The sequence below is a fragment of the Synechococcus sp. HK01-R genome, assembly GCF_014217855.1.
Taxonomy (GTDB): domain Bacteria; phylum Cyanobacteriota; class Cyanobacteriia; order PCC-6307; family Cyanobiaceae; genus Synechococcus_C.
Genome location: NZ_CP059059.1, coordinates 2,296,242 through 2,315,684 on the forward strand (window position 1 = coordinate 2,296,242; position 19,443 = coordinate 2,315,684).

16 protein-coding genes are annotated in these 19,443 nt (G+C 57.9%); 8 read left to right on the top strand and 8 right to left on the bottom strand.

Features of this window, described 5'->3' with window-relative positions; translation table 11 throughout:
- Positions 1-10 precede the first annotated feature (10 nt).
- A complete protein-coding gene (gene petM / locus H0O21_RS12350; protein WP_007100308.1) occupies positions 11-109 on the bottom strand; it encodes a cytochrome b6-f complex subunit PetM in 99 nt (32 codons plus the stop codon).
- A 26-nt stretch (positions 110-135) separates the two neighbouring features.
- The gene (locus tag H0O21_RS12355; RefSeq protein WP_255441029.1) at positions 136-1,335 is read right to left on the bottom strand and encodes a N2,N2-dimethylguanosine tRNA methyltransferase; all 1,200 of its coding nucleotides are present in this window, start codon (positions 1,333-1,335) and stop codon (positions 136-138) included.
- On the opposite strand from H0O21_RS12355, the gene H0O21_RS12360 reads away from it, so the two are divergent.
- On the top strand, positions 1,318-2,334 hold the full coding sequence (locus H0O21_RS12360; RefSeq protein ID WP_185189849.1) for an alpha/beta fold hydrolase: 1,017 nt from the start codon (positions 1,318-1,320) through the stop codon (positions 2,332-2,334). The two genes, H0O21_RS12355 and H0O21_RS12360, sit on opposite strands and share 18 nt — an antisense overlap.
- A complete protein-coding gene (gene ilvN / locus H0O21_RS12365; RefSeq protein ID WP_131456344.1) occupies positions 2,331-2,861 on the top strand; it encodes an acetolactate synthase small subunit in 531 nt (176 codons plus the stop codon). The genes H0O21_RS12360 and ilvN overlap by 4 nt, the downstream gene beginning before the upstream one ends.
- 5 nt (positions 2,862-2,866) lie before the next feature.
- On the opposite strand, the gene H0O21_RS12370 is transcribed toward ilvN, so the two are convergent.
- Together H0O21_RS12370 and H0O21_RS12375 are read right to left on the bottom strand one after the other, a co-directional pair.
- Entirely contained in the window at positions 2,867-3,550 is a 684-nt protein-coding gene (locus H0O21_RS12370; protein ID WP_185189850.1) for a peptidylprolyl isomerase, read from the bottom strand.
- A gap of 11 nt (positions 3,551-3,561) precedes the next feature.
- Complete coding sequence (locus H0O21_RS12375; protein ID WP_131456340.1) at positions 3,562-4,098, bottom strand: photosystem I assembly protein Ycf4; 537 nt, start codon at positions 4,096-4,098, stop codon at positions 3,562-3,564.
- A 160-nt stretch (positions 4,099-4,258) separates the two neighbouring features.
- On the opposite strand from H0O21_RS12375, the gene psbD reads away from it, so the two are divergent.
- The 4 genes from psbD to H0O21_RS12395 all read left to right on the top strand — a co-directional run bounded on the left by psbD (position 4,259) and on the right by H0O21_RS12395 (position 11,410).
- Positions 4,259-5,314: a photosystem II D2 protein (photosystem q(a) protein) gene (gene psbD / locus H0O21_RS12380; RefSeq protein WP_007100314.1), complete on the top strand. Its 1,056-nt coding sequence runs from the start codon at positions 4,259-4,261 to the stop codon at positions 5,312-5,314.
- Complete coding sequence (psbC, locus tag H0O21_RS12385) at positions 5,298-6,686, top strand: photosystem II reaction center protein CP43 (RefSeq protein ID WP_007100315.1); 1,389 nt, start codon at positions 5,298-5,300, stop codon at positions 6,684-6,686. Before psbD ends, psbC begins: the two co-directional genes overlap by 17 nt.
- A 2,225-nt stretch (positions 6,687-8,911) precedes the next feature.
- On the top strand, positions 8,912-10,183 hold the full coding sequence (locus H0O21_RS12390; RefSeq protein WP_185189851.1) for an autotransporter outer membrane beta-barrel domain-containing protein: 1,272 nt from the start codon (positions 8,912-8,914) through the stop codon (positions 10,181-10,183).
- 117 nt (positions 10,184-10,300) lie between these two features.
- The gene (locus tag H0O21_RS12395) at positions 10,301-11,410 is read left to right on the top strand and encodes an AAA family ATPase (protein ID WP_185189852.1); all 1,110 of its coding nucleotides are present in this window, start codon (positions 10,301-10,303) and stop codon (positions 11,408-11,410) included.
- A 60-nt stretch (positions 11,411-11,470) separates the two neighbouring features.
- Here H0O21_RS12395 and H0O21_RS13700 read toward each other — a convergent pair whose 3' ends face one another.
- The 4 genes from H0O21_RS13700 to H0O21_RS12415 all read right to left on the bottom strand — a co-directional run bounded on the left by H0O21_RS13700 (position 11,471) and on the right by H0O21_RS12415 (position 17,326).
- Positions 11,471-11,683 (bottom strand): DUF3955 domain-containing protein, encoded by a 213-nt coding sequence (locus H0O21_RS13700; protein WP_185189853.1) that lies wholly within the window; start codon positions 11,681-11,683, stop codon positions 11,471-11,473.
- A 313-nt stretch (positions 11,684-11,996) separates the two neighbouring features.
- Positions 11,997-13,385 (bottom strand): HlyD family type I secretion periplasmic adaptor subunit, encoded by a 1,389-nt coding sequence (locus tag H0O21_RS12405; protein WP_185189854.1) that lies wholly within the window; start codon positions 13,383-13,385, stop codon positions 11,997-11,999.
- Between the two features lie 36 nt (positions 13,386-13,421).
- Entirely contained in the window at positions 13,422-15,443 is a 2,022-nt protein-coding gene (locus H0O21_RS12410) for an ATP-binding cassette domain-containing protein (protein WP_185189855.1), read from the bottom strand.
- Positions 15,444-15,550: 107 nt separating this feature from the next.
- Positions 15,551-17,326 (bottom strand): ABC transporter transmembrane domain-containing protein, encoded by a 1,776-nt coding sequence (locus H0O21_RS12415; RefSeq protein ID WP_185189856.1) that lies wholly within the window; start codon positions 17,324-17,326, stop codon positions 15,551-15,553.
- Between the two features lie 213 nt (positions 17,327-17,539).
- Here H0O21_RS12415 and H0O21_RS12420 point away from each other — a divergent pair, with 213 nt between their 5' ends.
- Together H0O21_RS12420 and H0O21_RS12425 are read left to right on the top strand one after the other, a co-directional pair.
- The gene (locus H0O21_RS12420; protein ID WP_370523055.1) at positions 17,540-18,142 is read left to right on the top strand and encodes a hypothetical protein; all 603 of its coding nucleotides are present in this window, start codon (positions 17,540-17,542) and stop codon (positions 18,140-18,142) included.
- A gap of 10 nt (positions 18,143-18,152) precedes the next feature.
- Positions 18,153-18,995, top strand: coding sequence for an MlaD family protein (locus tag H0O21_RS12425; protein ID WP_185189857.1), 843 nt, complete (start codon positions 18,153-18,155; stop codon positions 18,993-18,995).
- Positions 18,996-19,443: the final 448 nt, after the last annotated feature.

Here is a 19,443-nt window from a genome sequence, read left to right on the forward strand (position 1 = left end):
TGCGTGGGGATCAGTCCTTCTGGAGCTTCAGGAGGAGAGCACCACCGGCCAGTCCCACAGGGATCAGCACCCAGAAGATCGCGGCAGTCCCAAAAATCTCCGAGGCCATGGCGGGCAAGCAAAAGCAGCCCCTATTTAACGATCCTCAAGGTCCAGATTGCGGCAACATTGCAACAAGCGCTCGTACGGAGCATCCGTGCGCACCTGACCAGCCATCACGGCACTCCCGAACGCGTTGAATCCCTGGGCCCGCAACGCTGTCACCAGGTCGAGCTGAGAGGGGGGGCCAGGCAGACGCAGACGCTGGGCCAATTCCGCGGTGGGCCAGACCGTGGGCGGCAGGCCTGGATCGGCACTGAGACGCTCGAGCAGACGCCTGGTGGCGGGGGCGACGCTGGCTGGCATCTCCTCCCCAAGCCGACGGAGGTCCTGCAGAAAGGATTGGTTCTGCAACGGCCCCAGCCAGAGCGGACCGCTGACGGCCCAGCGTCCCCCAGCGTTCGAGCAAGCACAGGGGGGCCAGCCCTGCAGGCGCAGCAGGGGCTGAATCGCCTGGGCACCACAGGCATCGCAACGGGCCAGTAGACCAAGTTGGTGCTCCTCCTTCGGCTGCATGTGTTGCCGCAGGCGGATCGCCAGCCGGAAGGTGCGGCCTTCGCTGAAGGCCAGCAGGGGCTGCAGTCCACGGCCAAGCAGCCAGGCTTCCCGGGCCAGGGCGGCGAACTGCAGGCGCAAGGCGATCTCCCAGCTGGCCGGATGCACCCGCGCTGCGGCACCAAAACGACGTACCGCCGCCGGACGGTCATGGCCCGTGGGGGATCGACCGTCGGTGCTTGCCAGCAGCAGCACCCCCTCGAAGGCGAGCGCCTGCACACTCGCCTGCAGCAGGGCATTGGGGCAACCAAAGGCATCGAGATCGATCAGATCGAAATAGCGCTGATCGAGATAGGCCTGACGCAGCAGCACCTCGGCTGGCAACCGGCGGAGCTGAAGACGCTCCCCGAAGGCGGTCAAGGGAGCGAGATTGCGCTGCAGCAGCGGCCCACGCTCCCCATCGGCATCATTGACCCAGAGCTCGGGCAGCAACGGGGCCTCATCGGCGCAAGCCTCCAGCCCCCAGCGCAGGGCGCGGATGCCACAGCCAGCCATGAGATCGAGCCAACGCTGGGGGCGCTGCGCCCCGCCCTGGCGCAAGCCAGCGGCAATCAGCACCGAGAGATCGCGAGAAGGACGGGAATCCGGCCGAAAAAACCCCTCTCCCAGCTCCAGGACGGCAGCGCCTTCGCGATAGTGAGAACAATCCTGTTGCAGGGGTTTGTGGAGGCAACCACCCACCAGATTGCTCTGAAGCGGGACGCGCTCCCAGCAGCGACGCCTGCGGACTGGGGCGATGGCGCCGAGTGGCATTGGCAGGGGTTTCGTTCCCACTGGCGGGTGCTGGGGCCGGAATCAGGTCGGCCTCTGCTGCTCCTGCATGGTTTCGGTGCAAGCAGCGACCATTGGCGTCACAACGCCGAGCCGCTTGCCGCTGCCGGATACCGCGTGTATGGGCTCGACCTGATTGGCTTCGGACGCTCCGAACAGCCAAGACATCAGCGCCAGCGCCCCCTCGACAACCGTCTCTGGGCCAGGCAGGTGAGTGCCTTTCTCGAGCAGGTGGCGCAGGTCCCCCAACGGGGAACGGCGGTGCTTGTGGGCAATTCCCTCGGTGGGCTCACGGCCCTCACCACTGCTGTGTTCAGGCCCGATCTGGTGGCAGCAGTGGCAGCGGCCCCGCTCCCGGATCCAGCCCTGATGCAACCAATCCCCCTGCGCCAGCCAAGGCGCTGGCGGCGCCTGCGCAGACCGCTGGTGGTGCTTGCCATGCGCCTGCTCCCCCTGGAGCTGCTGCTGCCTGTGATCAGCCGCACCGCCCTGCTGCGGATCGGGCTGCAGGGGGCCTATCGGCGCTCAATCCGTCACGACCGGGACCTTCAGCAACTCATTGCCCGACCGGCGCGACGGGCGACGGCCGCCAGGGCCCTACGGGCCATGAGCATTGGCATGGCCCTGCGTCCCCGGGGCGCCACGGCACCGGCCCTTTTGGAGCGGCTGAGCCAGACCAGCACCGCCCCGCCGCTGCTGCTGCTCTGGGGCCGCCAGGATCGCTTCGTGCCAGTGCTCATCGGCGAACGGCTGCAGCAGGAGCACCCCTGGCTGGAGCTCGCGGTGCTTGAAAACAGCGGTCACTGCCCCCATGACGAATCACCGGATGCCTTCCACGGCATGGTGCTGGGCTGGCTGGACCGTAATTTGGAATGCAACGATCCACTGGGAACTGTTCGAGGGGCATGAAGCACACCCTGTCCGTGCTGGTGGAAGACGAATCCGGCGCCCTGAGCCGCATCGCCGGCCTCTTCGCCAGACGCGGTTTCAACATCGATAGCCTCGCCGTCGGGCCGGCGGAGTCGGACGGCCGCTCCAGGCTGACCATGGTGGTGGAGGGTGATGAACACACCCTCCAGCAGATGACCAAGCAGCTCGACAAGCTGGTGAACGTGCTGCAGGTGCTGGACCTCTCCCAGATCCCTGCGGTGGAAAGGGAACTGATGCTTCTGAAGGTGTCGGCCCCTGCGGCTCAGCGCAGCGCGATCTTTGATCTGGTGCAGGTGTTCCGGGCCAAGGTGGTGGATGTGGCCGATGAGGCGCTCACCCTTGAGGTCGTGGGGGATCCAGGCAAGCTTGTCGCCCTCGAACGTCTGATGGCCCCCTACGGCATCCTCGAGATCGCCCGCACGGGCAAGGTGGCCCTGGAGCGGGCCTCCGGCGTGAATACAGAACTGCTGAAGGCGGCCATCACCGGAGGGCGAGTGCCGGCCTGAGCGGATCAGGGAGTGATCAACTCGGCCTTGATGATCTTGTCGTCTTGCTGGATCGCATCCACCACGTCAAGGCCTTGGGTCACCCGGCCAAACACGGCATAACGGCCATCGAGCTCAGGCAGGGGGCGCAAGGCGATATAGAACTGAGCACTGGCTGAATCCGGTGCCTGGGAGCGAGCCATGGCCAGAGCGCCCCGGTCGTGGGCGAGCTCGATCTGGAGCAGATCGCTGGGATTGCTGGTGACACGGCCGTAACGGGGCTGATCCTCTCCGCGAAACTTCACTTCGAGGGGAATGAAACGAGCCTGGCCAGAGGCGGGATCGATGAAGCTGCCGGTGCCGTAGCTGCCTTTGGGAGTTTTGGGATCGCTGGAGGCGGGATCCCCCCCCTGCACCACAAAGGGAACGGGCTCGCGCACCACACGGTGAAACACGGTGCCGTTGTAGACGCCACGCTTGACCAGATCGACAAAGTTACCGGCGGTGACGGGGGCAGCATCACCATTCACCTCCAGGGTGATGGCACCGCGGCTTGTGGTCATCTGCACCATCGCCTTGCCGGTCAGGCAGGGACTGGTGGACTGGGCACAGCCGGCAGGCACAGAGGCGGTGGTGGAACGGGCACAACTGGCGAGCAGGGGCACGCAGACGAGCAGGGCCAGGGCGGAACGCCAGAGCTGACGAGGCATCAACAACACGATCAGAGTCCTTCGAGATTCACACCAAGAAACCTGGCCAATTCGGCGCCTTCCTGCTCCAGCTGGGCCAGGGGAAGGGGTTCACCAACCCGGGTGAGCGGCATGTCGCGACGCCCCTGCACACGCAAGGAAACGCGCCTGCGCGTGTTGAAACCATCGCGCACCTCCACCTTCACCGCCTTGACATCCTTGAGCGGGATCTCGACGCTGATCGGCTTGCGGAATCCCCGACGGGAGATCGTCACCACACCGGCACCTTTGTCGAAACGGTTGGTGCCGGCGCCCACGTCAATGGCAATCACCGCCCAGAGGTAGGTGGCCAGCAATGCGGCCGCAATGCTGTAGAGCCCCATCACCAAACCCTGGGGAACGAAGATCAGAGCGGCGGGGTGACCGAGAGGCAGCAGGTCTCGACCCAGGTAGCTCGAGAGCGATGCCAGCAAAAAGCCTGCACCACCGATGCTGACCATGAGTGCCACAAGCACATTGGAGAGGCGGCGGGAACCCACCACCGGTTGTTCGAGAAGATCGGCCGCCATCGAAGCCCTGAAAAGGCGACCATTGTGGCCTCCAACGGGATGGAGAAGCGTTTCAATACAACGGATTTCAGCTCTACAACTTCAGCCTCGCGGACCGCTCCGAGATTGTTAAGGTCGCCTGGTATCCCACAGCCTGCGGCTTTCCGCACCGTTCACCCTCATGACGATCGCTGTAGGACGCGCGCCACAGCGGGGATGGTTCGACGTCCTCGATGACTGGCTCAAGCGCGACCGCTTCGTTTTTGTCGGCTGGTCCGGCATCCTGCTCTTCCCCACGGCCTATCTGGCCATCGGTGGTTGGCTCACCGGCACCACCTTTGTCACCTCCTGGTACACCCACGGCATCGCCTCCTCGTACCTGGAAGGTTGCAACTTCCTCACCGCTGCTGTGTCTACCCCCGCTGATGCGATGGGTCACAGCCTCCTGCTGCTCTGGGGCCCTGAGGCCCAGGGTGACTTCGTGCGCTGGTGTCAGCTCGGCGGCCTTTGGGCCTTCGTGGCTCTCCACGGTGCCTTCGCGCTGATCGGCTTCATGTTGCGTCAGTTCGAGATTGCCCGTCTCGTCGGCATCCGTCCTTACAACGCCATCGCCTTCTCCGGTCCGATTGCGGTGTTCGTCAGCGTCTTCCTGATGTACCCCCTCGGCCAGAGCAGCTGGTTCTTCGCGCCCAGCTTCGGTGTGGCCGCGATCTTCCGCTTCCTGCTCTTCCTTCAGGGCTTCCACAACTGGACCCTGAACCCCTTCCACATGATGGGCGTGGCCGGCATCCTCGGCGGTGCTCTGCTCTGTGCCATCCACGGCGCCACCGTGGAGAACACCCTGTTTGAGGACGGCGAGCAGTCGAACACCTTCAAGGCGTTCGAACCGACCCAGGAAGAAGAGACCTATTCGATGGTCACCGCCAACCGCTTCTGGAGCCAGATCTTCGGGATCGCCTTCTCCAACAAGCGCTGGCTGCACTTCTTCATGCTGTTTGTGCCTGTGATGGGCCTGTGGACCAGCTCCATCGGCATCATCGGCCTGGCCCTCAACCTGCGCGCCTACGACTTCGTGTCGCAGGAGATCCGCGCTGCAGAAGATCCCGAATTCGAGACCTTCTACACCAAGAACATCCTTCTCAATGAAGGTCTGCGTGCCTGGATGGCACCGGCTGACCAGCCGCACGAAAACTTCGTCTTCCCTGAAGAGGTTCTGCCCCGTGGAAACGCCCTTTGATGCTGGTCTTGTCGCCACTGGCGGCAAAGACCTCGACTCCACCGGCTATGCCTGGTGGGCCGGCAATGCCCGTCTGATCAACCTGTCCGGCCGTCTGCTCGGTGCCCACGTGGCCCACGCAGGTCTGATGGTGTTCTGGGCCGGCGCCATGATGCTGTTCGAGGTGAGCCACTTCACCTTCGACAAGCCAATGTATGAACAGGGTCTGATCCTGTTCCCCCACGTCGCCACCCTGGGTTACGGCGTGGGTCCTGGCGGTGAGGTCACCGATCTCTACCCCTTCTTCGTGGTGGGTGTGCTCCACCTGATCAGCTCCGCCGTGCTCGGCCTTGGCGGTCTGTACCACGCCCTGCGCGGTCCTGAGATTCTGGAGAACTACTCCACCTTCTTCTCCCAGGACTGGCGCGATAAGAACCAGATGACCAACATCATTGGCTACCACCTGATCCTGCTTGGGGTCGGTGCGCTGCTGCTGGTGTTCAAGGCGATGTTCTTCGGTGGCGTCTACGACACCTGGGCCCCCGGCGGTGGTGACGTGCGTCTGATCACTAACCCCACCCTGGATCCCGGTGTGATCTTCGGTTATCTGTTCCGCGCCCCCTTCGGTGGCGAGGGCTGGATCATCGGAGTGAACTCGATGGAAGACATCATCGGTGGCCACATCTGGCTGGGTCTGACCCTGATCTTCGGTGGCATCTGGCACGTGATCACCAAGCCTTTCGGCTGGGTGCGTCGCGCCTTCATCTGGAACGGTGAGGCCTACCTGAGCTACAGCCTCGGCGCCCTGAGCTTCATGAGCTTCATCGCCTCGGCCTACATCTGGTTCAACAACACCGCTTATCCCTCGGAGTTCTACGGCCCCACCAACGCCGAAGCCTCCCAGGCCCAGAGCTTCACGTTCCTGGTGCGTGACCAACGCCTCGGCGCCAACATCGGTTCCGCCATGGGTCCCACCGGTCTGGGTAAGTACCTGATGCGCTCCCCCACCGGCGAGATCATCTTCGGTGGTGAAACCATGCGCTTCTGGGACTTCCGTGGTCCTTGGCTGGAGCCCCTGCGTGGGCCCAACGGTCTGAGCCTCGACAAGCTTCAGAACGACATCCAACCCTGGCAGGTGCGTCGCGCTGCTGAGTACATGACCCACGCGCCCAACGCGTCGATCAACTCCGTGGGCGGCATCATCACTGAGCCCAACTCGGTGAACTTCGTGAACATCCGCCAGTGGTTGGCTGCGACCCAGTTCGTGCTCGCCTTCTTCTTCCTGGTGGGTCACCTCTGGCATGCGGGCCGCGCCCGCGCTGCTGCTGCTGGTTTTGAGAAAGGCATCGACCGTCAGGCCGAGCCCACCCTGGCTATGCCCGACCTCGACTGATCAGCTCGATCACTCGACTTTGCTCCAACCCTCGCCGCAAGGCGGGGGTTTTTTTGTTGCAAAAATGAACCGCGAGCCGCCTGCTTCCGCGTGAGCAAATTCTCTAGCAAGAGTGAGTGAAGAGTGACACCTCGCGTTAACACACTTGCCTTATTGATAGCTGAACGATTGAATCAGCTGACAACATACCGAAGAAATCAACTTTCAAGCTCCGCAGAGGAGCCCAGGGAAGACACATGAGGGCAGCAAACACAACACAAGCAGCAACGAGCACATCGATGAGACTCGGCAAGACTCAACAAGCGGGCGAATCAGGCCGTTGGCGCCAACCAAAAAGCTACTAGAGTGGTACAGATTTTTTTAGTTGAACCCAAGAACCATGGCGAAAGGACGGAAGAGAGCAAAGATCTGCCTGGCCCTGTCATTGTGCGCCAGCCCCTTCGCCATGGATTCCGCCCAAGCGCAGGTAACCTCAGTCACCGTGGGTGGCAAAAATTACAGTGTTGGCTACACACGTATTTCGTATAATTCAAATCCTGAGTTCTTCAATACGCCAGCCAATGGAGGAGTGATGCCATGGTGGACAAATGCGCCCGGCGATGATGCAATCGCTCTAGACTTTTACTCTCTACTCATAGACCGATTTGCAGGTTTGGGCAATGCTACAGCTGTTATCGATGCCTCAGGGCCTATTTATGCCTACTCGACTAATACTATTAATACTGCTGCCCCCTTTCTCTGGGGGGTATCCTGTTTCAGAGAACAACCAAGCAAGTGCACCACACGAGGCCCGAGTTTATACTACGAGAATCTTTACTACGCATACACACTTAACCCCATCCTACCCGGGGGCAACAATACGATCAATCTAACAAGCAATCTAGGCATATTCCTGCTACCAGAATTCTCAGGTGGAACACTGAAAGTTGATCAGAGCAACCAATTAATCAGCGAAGTATTCTATATCGGCCCAGTCGACTCCTCCGAAATAGACACAAATAATGCTTTCACAGAGTTCAGCGGCAACTTTATGGGCTCCGACCCAAACAACACGACACTAACATTCAGCAATAGCAGCACCCTCACCAATAGCACTGGCACCAGCAAAGGGCACAGCTGTCTTATCGGGCAGCACGCTGGAGTTCACCGACCTATTCATCGAAGGCAACACCGAGGTCATCATCTCCAAGGCAGGTTCACTAACCAAGACCCCGCGCATCAATCTGGTCAATGCCCCCTCTACGCTCACCCTTGAGGGATCGCAAACTATTTCCAGCCTTGAGGGTTACGGCGAAGTTATTCTGTCCGATAGCGATTTAACACTGAAAGGCGACTCGCCTTTTCAGTCTGTAAATTCTGAAAACACCATCTCCGGCACAGGCGACCTCATCAAAGAAGGCCTATTCGAGCAAAAGCTCTCTGGCACAAGCAGCTTCGACGGTGACGTCTTCGTTAGAGAAGGATCCCTCTCCGTTGATGGCCAACTGATCCGTGCATCCGGCAAACCACAACGGGAACTTATCGTATTTGAAAAGGGCATCCTGTCTGGAACTGGCTTCATCGAACGTGATGTCGTCAACGAAGGGTTGGTTTCACCTGGCAACAGCATTGGCGAGCTCACAGTCAGCAACTACGAGCAAACCGGAGGCGGTGTTCTGCAACTTGAAGTCAATGGCCCGCAAAGCGACCTTCTCAGGGTGACTGGCGCAGTCTCAAATCTTGCCGGCACTGTTGAGATCACAGGAAATCCAACGCCTGGCCTTGTCTACACAGGAATCACGGCTCCTACGGCGTATGCAGGTTCAAGCACAGCCAACGCTGACACCTCATCAGCCGTTGTCGCCACTGGCTATCACTTCGTCCGCGGTCAAAGCTCGGATTTCAACAAACTAAGCGGGAATCCCTCCTACGACCCCACCAAACTGCAATATGGCTGGGTTCAGAATGCCGCAAGTTCAGGCTCTGGCACGACTTCAGGTGGTGGTGCAGCAGGATCTGTCGTAGCTCCTAATAGCAACCCTGGACAGGGAACGATCAACCAGGTCAAACAAACAGGTGGTGCGATCACGTCCACCATCACACAAACATCAACCCAATCAAAGGATCAGTGCGTCGCCAATACAGGCAACGCCACCGCCTGTAATTCAACGTCTTCAGGTGGAAACTCTGGCTCGAGCGCAGCCAACGCCAACAACATCAATAAGGCCAAAGCCATCGATGCCGGCATGACCTCCGTCTTCTCGGCTGTCAATGCAGGCATTACGGGCGGTGCACCGATCCCGTCCAGCACTGGTACTCCGACCGGCTACACCACCAATCAAGCCAAGGCAGCCCTCGTCACGCCGGATTTCGTCACCGTCTACAGCGCCTTACTCAATCTCCCCACCGTGGCGCAGGTGAACCAGGCCCTGCACTCCATCTCCGCTGAGCCCTACGCCTCCATGCAGTCGGTGGCTCTCGAGGCCATTGAGCAACTCGGTAAAAACTCCCTCGCCCTCACGGATCGATCCGTTCCCCTCACCCACACCGCATCCTTCTGCAAGCTCGACGACGGCACACTCATCCCCGCAGACTCTCCAAATCGACCCGACACCTGTGACGAGCGCACCAAAACTGTCGGCAGCCGCTGGAGTCTTCTCCTGGATGGCACCAACACCGAGGCCAGCCTTGATGGCACCAACGATCTTGCCTCGCTCGATTACAACGTCTTCTCCACCATCTACGGCCTCCAATACGCCTTCTCCCCCGAGTGGAGTGCTGGTGCTGCCTTTGGTTATGGACAAGCACGCCTCTACAACTACGAATACGCCAATACACACATCAATTCCGACACCTATTCCGGTTCCATCTGGGGCATCTACAGGCCTTCACCCGATTGGAAGTTCTCCGGCCTCCTCGGCTACATGAATCTCCAGTACGACTCCAACCGCACCATGGCCTTTGGGGGCCTCAATCGCACCGCAGAAGCCAACTGGGATGGCAATGGTTATCTCGCATCCCTTGAGGCCCAATACAACTGGGCGCTTAATGGCAACAACAACGATCCCGACGCCATTCGCCTCAAGCCACGCACCTTCCTCTCCTACGCCAACCACCAGCAGGGCTCATTCTCCGAATCAGGCGCCAAGTCACTCAACCTCGCCGTTGACTCCCACACCGCCGACTCCCTCCTTTGGGGGATTGGCTTCACATTGGAAACTCCAATCAAGCTCAACTCAACCAATCGACTCATCCCAAGACTCACCGTCGGCTACGAGTACGACTTCATGGGCGATGCCAACGAGGAGCATGAACTCACCGCGTCCTTCTCTGAAATGCCGGCTCTCGGTTCCGTTGATGTCCTCGGACAGAACCGCGGTGCTAACGCACTCGATGTGGGCCTCTCCATCGAAATTGAAACCTCCGATTCCGTCTCCCTCTATGCCGGCGTCAACGGTGGCTTCTGGAGCAACGGCACCGAAGTCTCCTACGGAGGTGGCCTTAAGTACTCCTGGTGACGACCATCCGCAACGATCGTCATTTCACCCTCGCCGCAAGGCGGGGGTTTTTGTTGGACCGATGAACCCAGAGGAGTTCATTCGGATCAGAATCAAACTTCGCGACCGGCTGAACCGATGATTCACCGCCTCGCCGTGAGCGGCTATCGCTCCCTGCAGAACGTTGTTGTGCCCTTCGGGCAACTGACTCTGGTGACCGGCGCCAACGGCAGTGGCAAATCGAACCTCTACCGGGCCCTGCGCTTACTCACAGCCGCAGCGCGAGGAACGATGGTGGGAGCGTTGGCCCAGGAGGGAGGCCTGCCAGCAGTGATGTGGGCAGGGCCGGAGCGCCTCAGCCGGGCCATGCGCGAAGGCGAGCAGCCCATTCAAGGAGGTCCGCGCCAGCAGGCGGTGCGGCTACGGCTGGGGTTTGCGGCCGAGCCCTTCTCCTATGCCGTGGAACTGGGCTACCCACAGGAACGCCAGAGCGCCTTTGCCCTTGATCCCCAGCTCAAAGGGGAATGGATCTGGGCGGGCGAGGGATTCCACCCCAGGGCTGTGCTCAGCAGCTCAGGGCCTCAACACCATCCCGATCAATCACTGTTTCAACGCGGTTTTGATCCTGATCAACAACCGGAGGTGATGCTGCTGCGTGAGCAGATCCTCAGTTGGCGCTTTTACGACAGCTTCCGCACCGATCCGGAGGCACCAGCCAGACAACCGCGGGTGGGCACCCGTTGCTTTGCCCTCAGCGGCGATGGCAGTGATCTACCAGCCGCGGTGCAGACCATCCTTGAAAACGGGGATGGCAACGGTCTGCAACAGGCGATGGATGATGCCTTTCCGGGCTGTCATCTCAGTGTGCAAAACGATGGCGGATTGTTTCGCCTGCATGTGCATCAGCCAGGGCTACTGCGGCCGCTGGAGGCAGCGGAACTCTCCGATGGAACCCTGCGCTATCTTCTCCTCACCGTGGCACTGTTCAGCCCGCGGCTGCCACCCCTGTTGGTGTTGAACGAACCGGAGAGCAGCCTGCACCCAGAGCTCCTGGGCCCCTTGGCTCGGCTGATTCAGGCAGCAGCCGAACGCACGCAAGTGTGGGTGATCGCCCATGCCCCAGCGCTGATCAATGCCCTGGCCGAACAGCCCCACTGCCGTCATCTGCACCTGGAACGGGAGCTGGGGGCCACCCAAGTGCAAGCACAAACAACTCTGGAACGCGGTAGCTGGCGTTGGCCCGGATAACGCAGGAGGGTGAATGCCTAAGGCGAAGCGATACGGCTCCGGCCAGGGCGCTGCAATGGCTCATGGTTGACGAGAGGTTTGGCGCCGAATCCTTTTGAACACGAGCACTCCGCCACCTGAAAGGGTGATCAGAGTGCTCAGGGCACCCAGCGGGATCAAGGCAAAGGGCTCCCTGAGGATGCCACCCCCATCAAGGAACGAGGGGCAGGCTTGCAGGCCAATGAAGCAGGCCACAGCGAAGCCGCATGAGAACGCAACGAGGATCTTGAGCATTCAATTCTCCGTTTGTGAGACGATCAGATGGGGCGGCGTGTGCAGTCATTCCAACGAAGAGAAGTCTCTACAGCACGCACCTCGAAAACTGGTGAACTGAAGATTCAGCGGCGATGGCGGTGAACAGATCAAAAGCACCAGTTGTGGTAGCCATCGCGCAAAGAACAACATGATCGGCTACGAACAATGTCCCAAACTCGAGCGACCACAGGGAGAAGTCGACTTAGAGCAGTGGAATGTCAAAAAGAAAGGCTTCAAGAGCGACAGCATGGAGGCATCAAAGGTGAAAAGCCTCTACTACTCATAAAAGTAGTTAGCCGCCCTCTTCACGGAACGCATCACCGAAGCCACGCCGAATCGGCCCCAGTAGATACATCAATAGATTCGTACGATCCGTCAGGATATCGGCCGTCAAGGTCATACCTGGGACAAGCAGATTCTTGCCCTTCACCTTGCCTGCATAGTCACGATCAAGTAACGCTCTAACCTTGTAATAAGGCTGACCAGTTTTTTCATCCTGGAACGTACCAGCCGAAATCGACTTAACCTTGCCTGAGATCGTTCCATAGCGGCTGTAGTCATAGGCCTGAACCTTCAGCTCCACCTGCTGGCCAACCGACACGTTGCCGATGTCAGCAGGTTTGACCCTCAAGAAACCTTCCAGATTGTCGCCAACGGGAACCACCTCAGCAACAACAGAGCCAGGCGCAATCACTCCGCCGACTGTCCTAACGACATAGCTTTTCACAATCCCATCAACGGGTGATCGAACCTGTAACCGCTCCAACTCATCCAACTGCTGACCCAAAACACTCTGGAGTTCTGCCTTTTCACTCGTGACATCAACCAACTGCTCAAGGATGTCTGTGCGTAGCTTTGCACGCAGCTCAAAGCGCTGAGTTTCGGTTTCCCGAATCGTGCCATCAAGCTCTGCCAGAAGCGTTTCTGTGGAGGCAATGCGACGTTCCGCCTCCAACACGTCATTATGTGCAATGGCTCCAGCCTTATCCAAAGCCTCATAAGCCTTAGTTTGCTGCTTAAGTAAGGCAACTTCATCGAGATACTCCTTGCGTTTGGCCTTCAGGGTGGCCAGGCGCTGATCGGCAATCTTGATCTGACGCTGGATATCCAGGGACTTCTGTTGCAGTAGTTCTGCGAAAGCCTTCTCCACTTCAGGCGATGGCTTCGCGGGTGTCCGTTGCGTACTGTTGATCGCCTCCTGCCCGAGCGCCTTACGCAGCTCACGCTGTTCAAGCGTGAGATTGGTAATTCGTGTCGCTGTCTGCTTCTCTTGAGAACCAATCTCTCCCTCATTGAGCTGAATTAGCACCTCGCCCTTGCGAACTCGCTCCCCCTCCTCAACAAGCTGTGCACGAATAATGCCACCCTCGAGATGCTGCACCTTCTGTATCTCACCAGCAGGCTCAATTTCTCCTGAAGCAATCACATAATTCTGAATCGGAACAAGGGCAGAAACAACGATAGAACCCGCCAAAATTGCTGTACTTCCAAGAAGCCAACGAGTGAGGTTTGGGGGAACCTGTCCCGCTTCAAGAGATAAAGCCTCAGCTCTGCGACCGTGACCAAAGGCTCTGTCAGCCTCATCGGCCCGCATCTGCCAAAGCGAAATCTCCTCGGAAACAGGTGGATCAGACGTGTTCAACTTGCCGGAACCAGTGGAATTGGATGGGGAAAGAGACATTTTAAGAAGGAAGCGGTAGGGGCCGAAAGCATCTGGTTATGTGGACGGTGGGGAACCACCCAAGGCGGCCATCGCGGCTTGCTGCATTGCAGCTCTCTTCTGGGCTTCCATGAGCTCTTGAGGGGTACCAGAGAAACTGACAGTGCCAGCCTTCATTAAAACAAGCTGATCGGCAGCCTCAAGCAACTGTGGTTCATCCGAGACAACAATGGTGGTTCCCTTGCCTTTCCTTTGCTGAAGAAGTTTCAGCAAAGAGCGGCAGCCAATTGCGTCTAAACGACGGAATGGATGATCCATCAAGATAATCGGCTGCGGGCTCAAGAATAAACGTGTAATTGCAATCGCCTGTGCTTGATGACAGGGCAGAGCATGCGCACCCAGTCCACTCACAAGTCGATCCAGACCGGGAGCTTCAAGCAGTTCATTGAGGCCCATTGCTAGGAGGGCGTCCTCAATTACCGAGTCGCCGATGAAGGGATCGGCAATCAACATATTTTCTCGCAGGGTGGCACTGAAAAGTCCTGGCTGCTCAGGCAAGAAGTCGATCGCTTCACGTAGCTGCGTTAAGGGAAACTGACGGGAATCAGCACCATCGAAGCGAACGACACCGCTACCAGGCTGAATCTGAGAATCGATCACACGAAGCAGGGTGGATGTGCCCGAGCCTTCCGGCCCACTCAACACAACTAACTTGCCAGCTTCAATGCTGAGATTCACCTGAGTAAGCGCAGGGTCCTGCAAAGCGTTTAAACGGAGGGTGACATTGCTGAGCTCCACAGCACCGCTGGGCATGGGCAGCACCCAGCGCGCGGTGAGGGAGGAGCTCGGCTCCACATCGGTTGCAGCCATCAAACGATTGAGCTGATCAAGACTCGGCTTGATCTGCGACCAACGACTCAAAGCCTGATAACCCATTTGAATCGGGCGAAACACACGCCACACGAAAAACATGGCGGCAATCATGGTGCCTAGTTCAATTCCATTGCCACCAGCAATCGCTAATCCAGCACCTGTGGCCAGAACAAGCGCACCTGTGAGCTGAGCAAATTCACCGGTCAGAATCGATAAAAGCTGTTGAAGTCGTAAAGGGGCAAGTCCTTGAATGACCGCCTCACTGGATGCCTGCTCAACTCTGGAATACCAGATTCGCTCCATACCAGTCCGCTTAATCCGACCATGATGATCCAATAGATCAAGGAGTAATGGTTCCAGGTTGGATGGGTTACGACTGAGAGGCTGCTGAACAGCGCGTGCAGTCTGTCCGACAACATAGACACCGCCAAAACAGACCAACATCATCAAGAGAGTGAGCACCATCAAGGGGACACTCATCACACCGATCGCAATCAGATAAATAACAATGAAAGGCAAATCAAGCGAAGCCTGAGCCAAGGGTCCTGTCACATAGGTGCGAAGACCTTGAAAAGACCGAAGACGACTGGCCAAGGAGAGCGGGGTGTAGCGCTCAAGTTGGGGAAGACGCAGAAGCATCAATTTCTCAAGCACACGAATGCAAATGGTGATATCTAATTCCGCCCCAAGATCAGCCAGCCGGGCCTGGCGTCGCTGCGTAAGCCACATCTGCAACATCACCCCCAGGACTGCAAAGGGCAACAAGCCGAAAAGATCATGAACCTGACCTCCAGGAATCTCCAGGTTGTATACAGCTCGGATATAAAATGGAAGAACCAAAGCAAGCAGAGTAATGAACAAAGTCATCACATAAAGCTCGGCAATACTCCCTCGGAAACGAAGGACCTGCGCCTGAAACCATTGTCTCTGCTCGGAGATGGTTTGCGGTTCAAAGCGAAAGCTATATACAAACAGACGTCGAAAACGCGGCAGAGCATCTCGAAGCTGTTGCTCGTCTTTGACAAGGAGGAAGTCTTGAGCGCGTTGCCCGCGGATCAGCACAGGAAAATCCAATGGGGGCAGTTGACTGGGTGTCAACAAACCACGGAAACGACTGACATCCCATCGATAGCCGAGATTCGCCAGGGTGTTCAGTAGGTCGACACCATCCATATGCAAGGGGCTACCGCTGAGTGCATTGCGCAACTGCACGGGCTCACCGATCCAGGCAAGACCCTCAAGAAGATCAGGCAAGATGCGGGCTGCCGACGATTCACTATTGGCCAATAGCTGAAACAACTCCTCCCTTGTGATCACGACGACACCTCCACAAGACGATCGCCTTGCCAGGTGATTCGCCGGACTGGCTCAGGCAGGCGAACGGGAGGATTCTGCAAGGCAATCAAGCGCGCGCAATCGATATCTAGACCTAACAACCATTGCAATGCATCAGTGCCGACCTGCGGGAATGTGCCATCCAGAATCAACGCAACTGGAGAATCCAGAAGTGCCTGAATCACACTCATGCGAAAGCGCAAGCCTACAGCAAGCGGATAATCCTGCATCTCACCAATCGTAGTGTCATAGCCCCTGGGCAAAGTTTTGATCAGCGTGGAGACACCATGGAGTTCGCAAAGGGCAAGAGCATCGGCCGCCCTGGTGTTCACTTCAAAACCAGTCATCGACTCAAGCAAGGTGCCACGAAAAGGCTGGGGCTCAGGCTTCAGTCGCACCAGTTGGCGACGTAACCAGGTTTTACGAAAGGCTGCCAAAGACTGGTCAGCAAACTTGATTTCAAAGAAATCATCACCGTTCGCGGCGTGAATCGAATCGAGAAGCGATGTTGATTGACCTGGGGATCCCCCCAGCAACAGCAAAGTCTCACCTGGCCGCAACACTTGACCGGCAAAACAAAGAGTAGCGTTGTCGTTTCGCTGATCCCAACCAACCAGCAGGTTGCTCTCCTGAGGTAAATTCAACAATTGCTGATAGTCGAGAGTTGCTTGCTGTTGATTGGCAAGCTGACCATCTGCGGAGAAGAGCTTTCCCAAAGGCGCCGCCACCTGTCCGCTTAAAAGAGTGCAAGCAGCGAGGGCTCCCGTGGTGAGATCCTGCTGAATCACTAACCAGCCACCAATGCTCACAATCAAAAGCTGATTAAGCTGAGAAAACAAAGCCGATAGATTCTGAAGTTTTGCCGTAGCTGATTCCTGCTCAAAAGAACGACGACTAAGTCGCTCTTGCAGCGGCTCCAAACGCCTGATGAGAAAACCCTCGAGATTCAGCGTTTTGATGGTGGAGGCCAGAGCTAAACCATTGACAACGAGCTGATTACGATTCACCTCAAGATCATGATGATGACGAGTGCTACACGCTGCCTCATGCGCTGCCCTCTTAGCCATCAAAACAAAGACTGGAGCCAGAAGGATTGGGGGGAGAATCAGCCAACCACCGATCAGACCGAGAGCAATCAGATACACCAGAGAAAAGGGAAGATCCACATGGCGTACCAACCACTGCTGCTCGAGGTTGCTGCGAAGCAATGTTGGACTCCTCAGCTGGGCCATCCGAGCCTGGAGGGGCTGCTGCGCCACCTCCACGGCAGACGCCCCCAACACAGCACGCACCGCCTCCATACGAAGACGGTGTTCGGTGGAAGCGCCGAGCCAGGTCAACACCCAACTACGAAGTGCCTTCAGCACCACATCAAGCACGAGTACGGCAGCCAGAAGGATGGTGATTCCAGCGAGACTGTCGCCGGCCTGCTCGGGCACCACTGAGGTGTAAATCCTATTGATGTAAAGCGGGATGGCCAAAACGATCAGGTTGATCGCGATGGTGGACGCAATCAAAGCCACGAAGTCTTTGCCTTGCAATCCAGAGCTCAAAGCTCGTATCCGAGCTTGCATCGATGGCCTGACCACGGACTTGGGTGTCGCAGACACTAGAGCGTTGCTTCGATGCACAAAATGTACTGAGAAACTTGGGTTCTGGCAGGCCAGCATCACCCAATCGGGGGATGGCGAAACGTGATTACCTTTGTAGCCTGGAAATCTGAACTGGCTCCCTAATGGCATGGATCCCTTCAACCAAGCGCAGGGTGCTCAACACGCAAGCGAAACGGCCAATTCAGCCGCCGCTGAAACCCATGGCAACTCTGTTGCCAGCGAAGTTGAGGGGGCAACGGGTAGTCATGCACCAACCGAAGTAGCTCCCCCAAGACCACAGGCGAGCAGACGCTGAAGGGTGTGATCCAATTCCTGCTGGGCTCCTAATCGATTTGAATTTCAGTGTCTCGTCCCTTGAACAACTGCCTCCTGCTCGCCGAACGCGACGGTGTTCGTTGCGCCGGTCCGGTGCTGATGGCAGGGTTTGTGGTGGGTTTTGGGGTGATCGAACTCTCGACCAGTGTGCTCAGCCAAACCAGCCGCTTCAGTTTGGAGTTGCTTGTTCTGCTGGTGCTTCAGCTGATTGGGCCCATTCTCGTCAGCGTGCTGGCCATGGCCCTGCTGCTGCCCCGCTGGCTGGAGCGCGTGGTGAAGCAAGGGCAGAAAGCCTGGCGTCAATCCGTGCCGGCTGCAGGGTTCGTGGGTCTGTTGCTGATGCTGCTGTTTTTCGTGGGCGCCATTGTTGGCGGGGTGCTCGTCACACCTCGGGCTGATCTGTTCCGGGAAACAACAGAGTTGCTCTCTGGGATCAGGCTTAGGGATCTGCTGCGCACCCTGATACGCAGTGGTGTGTTCCTGAGCTGCATCTGCGCCTGGTGTCAGTGGCGGGCGTCGACAGCACTCAGAAGCGGTCGCAGCGAGGCACTGATTGTCAGCAATCTCTTGGTGGAGGGGCTGATGCTGGCCTTCGCTCTCAAACTGGTTTGGGTGTTGGTGTTCAACACCGTGATCTCGTGATGCGTTGAGAATGAACTCGATCGAACCGTCCCACCCCCGCGAACGTTGGTTGTTTCTGGGATCCGGTGCCTTGTTGCTGGTTGCCGTGCTCTTCGGGCTCGCCCGTGAGCAGCGATGGGGCACCCGGTTCGTGAACGTTTATCTACTCGCGAGCGACATCAGTGGTCTGCACTCCGGTGAAGAGGTGCGCATCTCCGGTTTTCCCGTGGGTCAAGTGGGTGGGTTAGAGCTCAAACCTGATGCAGGCGTGCGAGTGCAATTGCGGATTGAGCAGAGCAAAGCCCGGCTGATCGGCCCCAACAGCAGCGCAAGGCTGGCCCAAGAGGGCCTCGTTGGAGATCGCTTCATCGACATCAGTCCTGATCCTCAACGTGTTGGTGATGCACAGGCTCTTGATGGCAAAACCATCGCCTACGCAGAGCCCCTTAACCTCGCCGATGCCCTCGAAGACCTCGCTGTCACGCAGCAGCAACTCCAGGCCACCTTGCGCAACACCACCTCGCTGACTGCCAAGAACGGCGACATCAACACCACGCTCGCTGATCTGCGCAACACCCTGAAAAACACCAACACGCTCACCGCCACAATCGAACGTGAAGCAGCCGAGACCGCACCGGTGGTGCGCCGCTCCCTGGACAACGTGAGCGCAGAGATCAGCCAGGTAAGCCAGGAGGCGCGTGTGGCGGAGAAGGAAGCGCAGCTGTTGCTGCAGGAGTCGAGGCCTCTGATCACCAGCACACTCCAAGACGTGCGCGAACTAGCGCAGACCAGCCGGCGATTACTCAACAGCCTGCTGGGTGTAATCGGTCCACTGTTGGAACCCGCAGGGCAAGAGAGCAGAGAAGATCAATAGATCGAAGAATCTCTATTCAGCAGATCAAAGACACCCAAGCGATAGGACATGCCACTGAAAAGAAAACAAAAGCCGTTGCATCAACCAAAGAATACATCGCGAAACTGGCAGACTCCTAGAAGGCATGACGACCAATTGATTCAAACGGAACACACTTAATGTAAATAATCTAACAGATTCCCGAAAAGCAGGATATCCACAGTCGCCGCAAGGTCACAACCTCTCCTCAGACTTTTCTTCCAGACAAAAAGAAAACATCGACGCCAGCCAAGTAAAAACGCAAAACAACGCGTAAACACTATCCAAAAGCCTTCAGGAAAAGAACTTTTAGAGCAAAGCAAAACGTTTTATCATGCAGCGAGGCAAATACAAGACGCGCGAAAGAAGAGCAAGATCTACACAGCAAATGTCAATTCAGACAAAATCAAGGCCCTGAAGCCACTAGCCA

Coding starts and splice junctions, on each gene's coding strand:
- petM (WP_007100308.1), bottom strand. CDS start 109: ATGGCCTCGGAGATTTTTGGGACTGCCGCGATCTTCTGGGTGCTGATC.
- ilvN (WP_131456344.1), top strand. CDS start 2,331: ATGAAGCACACCCTGTCCGTGCTGGTGGAAGACGAATCCGGCGCCCTG.
- H0O21_RS12370 (WP_185189850.1), bottom strand. CDS start 3,550: ATGCCTCGTCAGCTCTGGCGTTCCGCCCTGGCCCTGCTCGTCTGCGTG.
- H0O21_RS12375 (WP_131456340.1), bottom strand. CDS start 4,098: ATGGCGGCCGATCTTCTCGAACAACCGGTGGTGGGTTCCCGCCGCCTC.
- psbD (WP_007100314.1), top strand. CDS start 4,259: ATGACGATCGCTGTAGGACGCGCGCCACAGCGGGGATGGTTCGACGTC.
- H0O21_RS12390 (WP_185189851.1), top strand. CDS start 8,912: ATGACCTCCGTCTTCTCGGCTGTCAATGCAGGCATTACGGGCGGTGCA.
- H0O21_RS12395 (WP_185189852.1), top strand. CDS start 10,301: ATGATTCACCGCCTCGCCGTGAGCGGCTATCGCTCCCTGCAGAACGTT.
- H0O21_RS13700 (WP_185189853.1), bottom strand. CDS start 11,683: ATGCTCAAGATCCTCGTTGCGTTCTCATGCGGCTTCGCTGTGGCCTGC.
- H0O21_RS12405 (WP_185189854.1), bottom strand. CDS start 13,385: ATGTCTCTTTCCCCATCCAATTCCACTGGTTCCGGCAAGTTGAACACG.
- H0O21_RS12425 (WP_185189857.1), top strand. CDS start 18,153: ATGAACTCGATCGAACCGTCCCACCCCCGCGAACGTTGGTTGTTTCTG.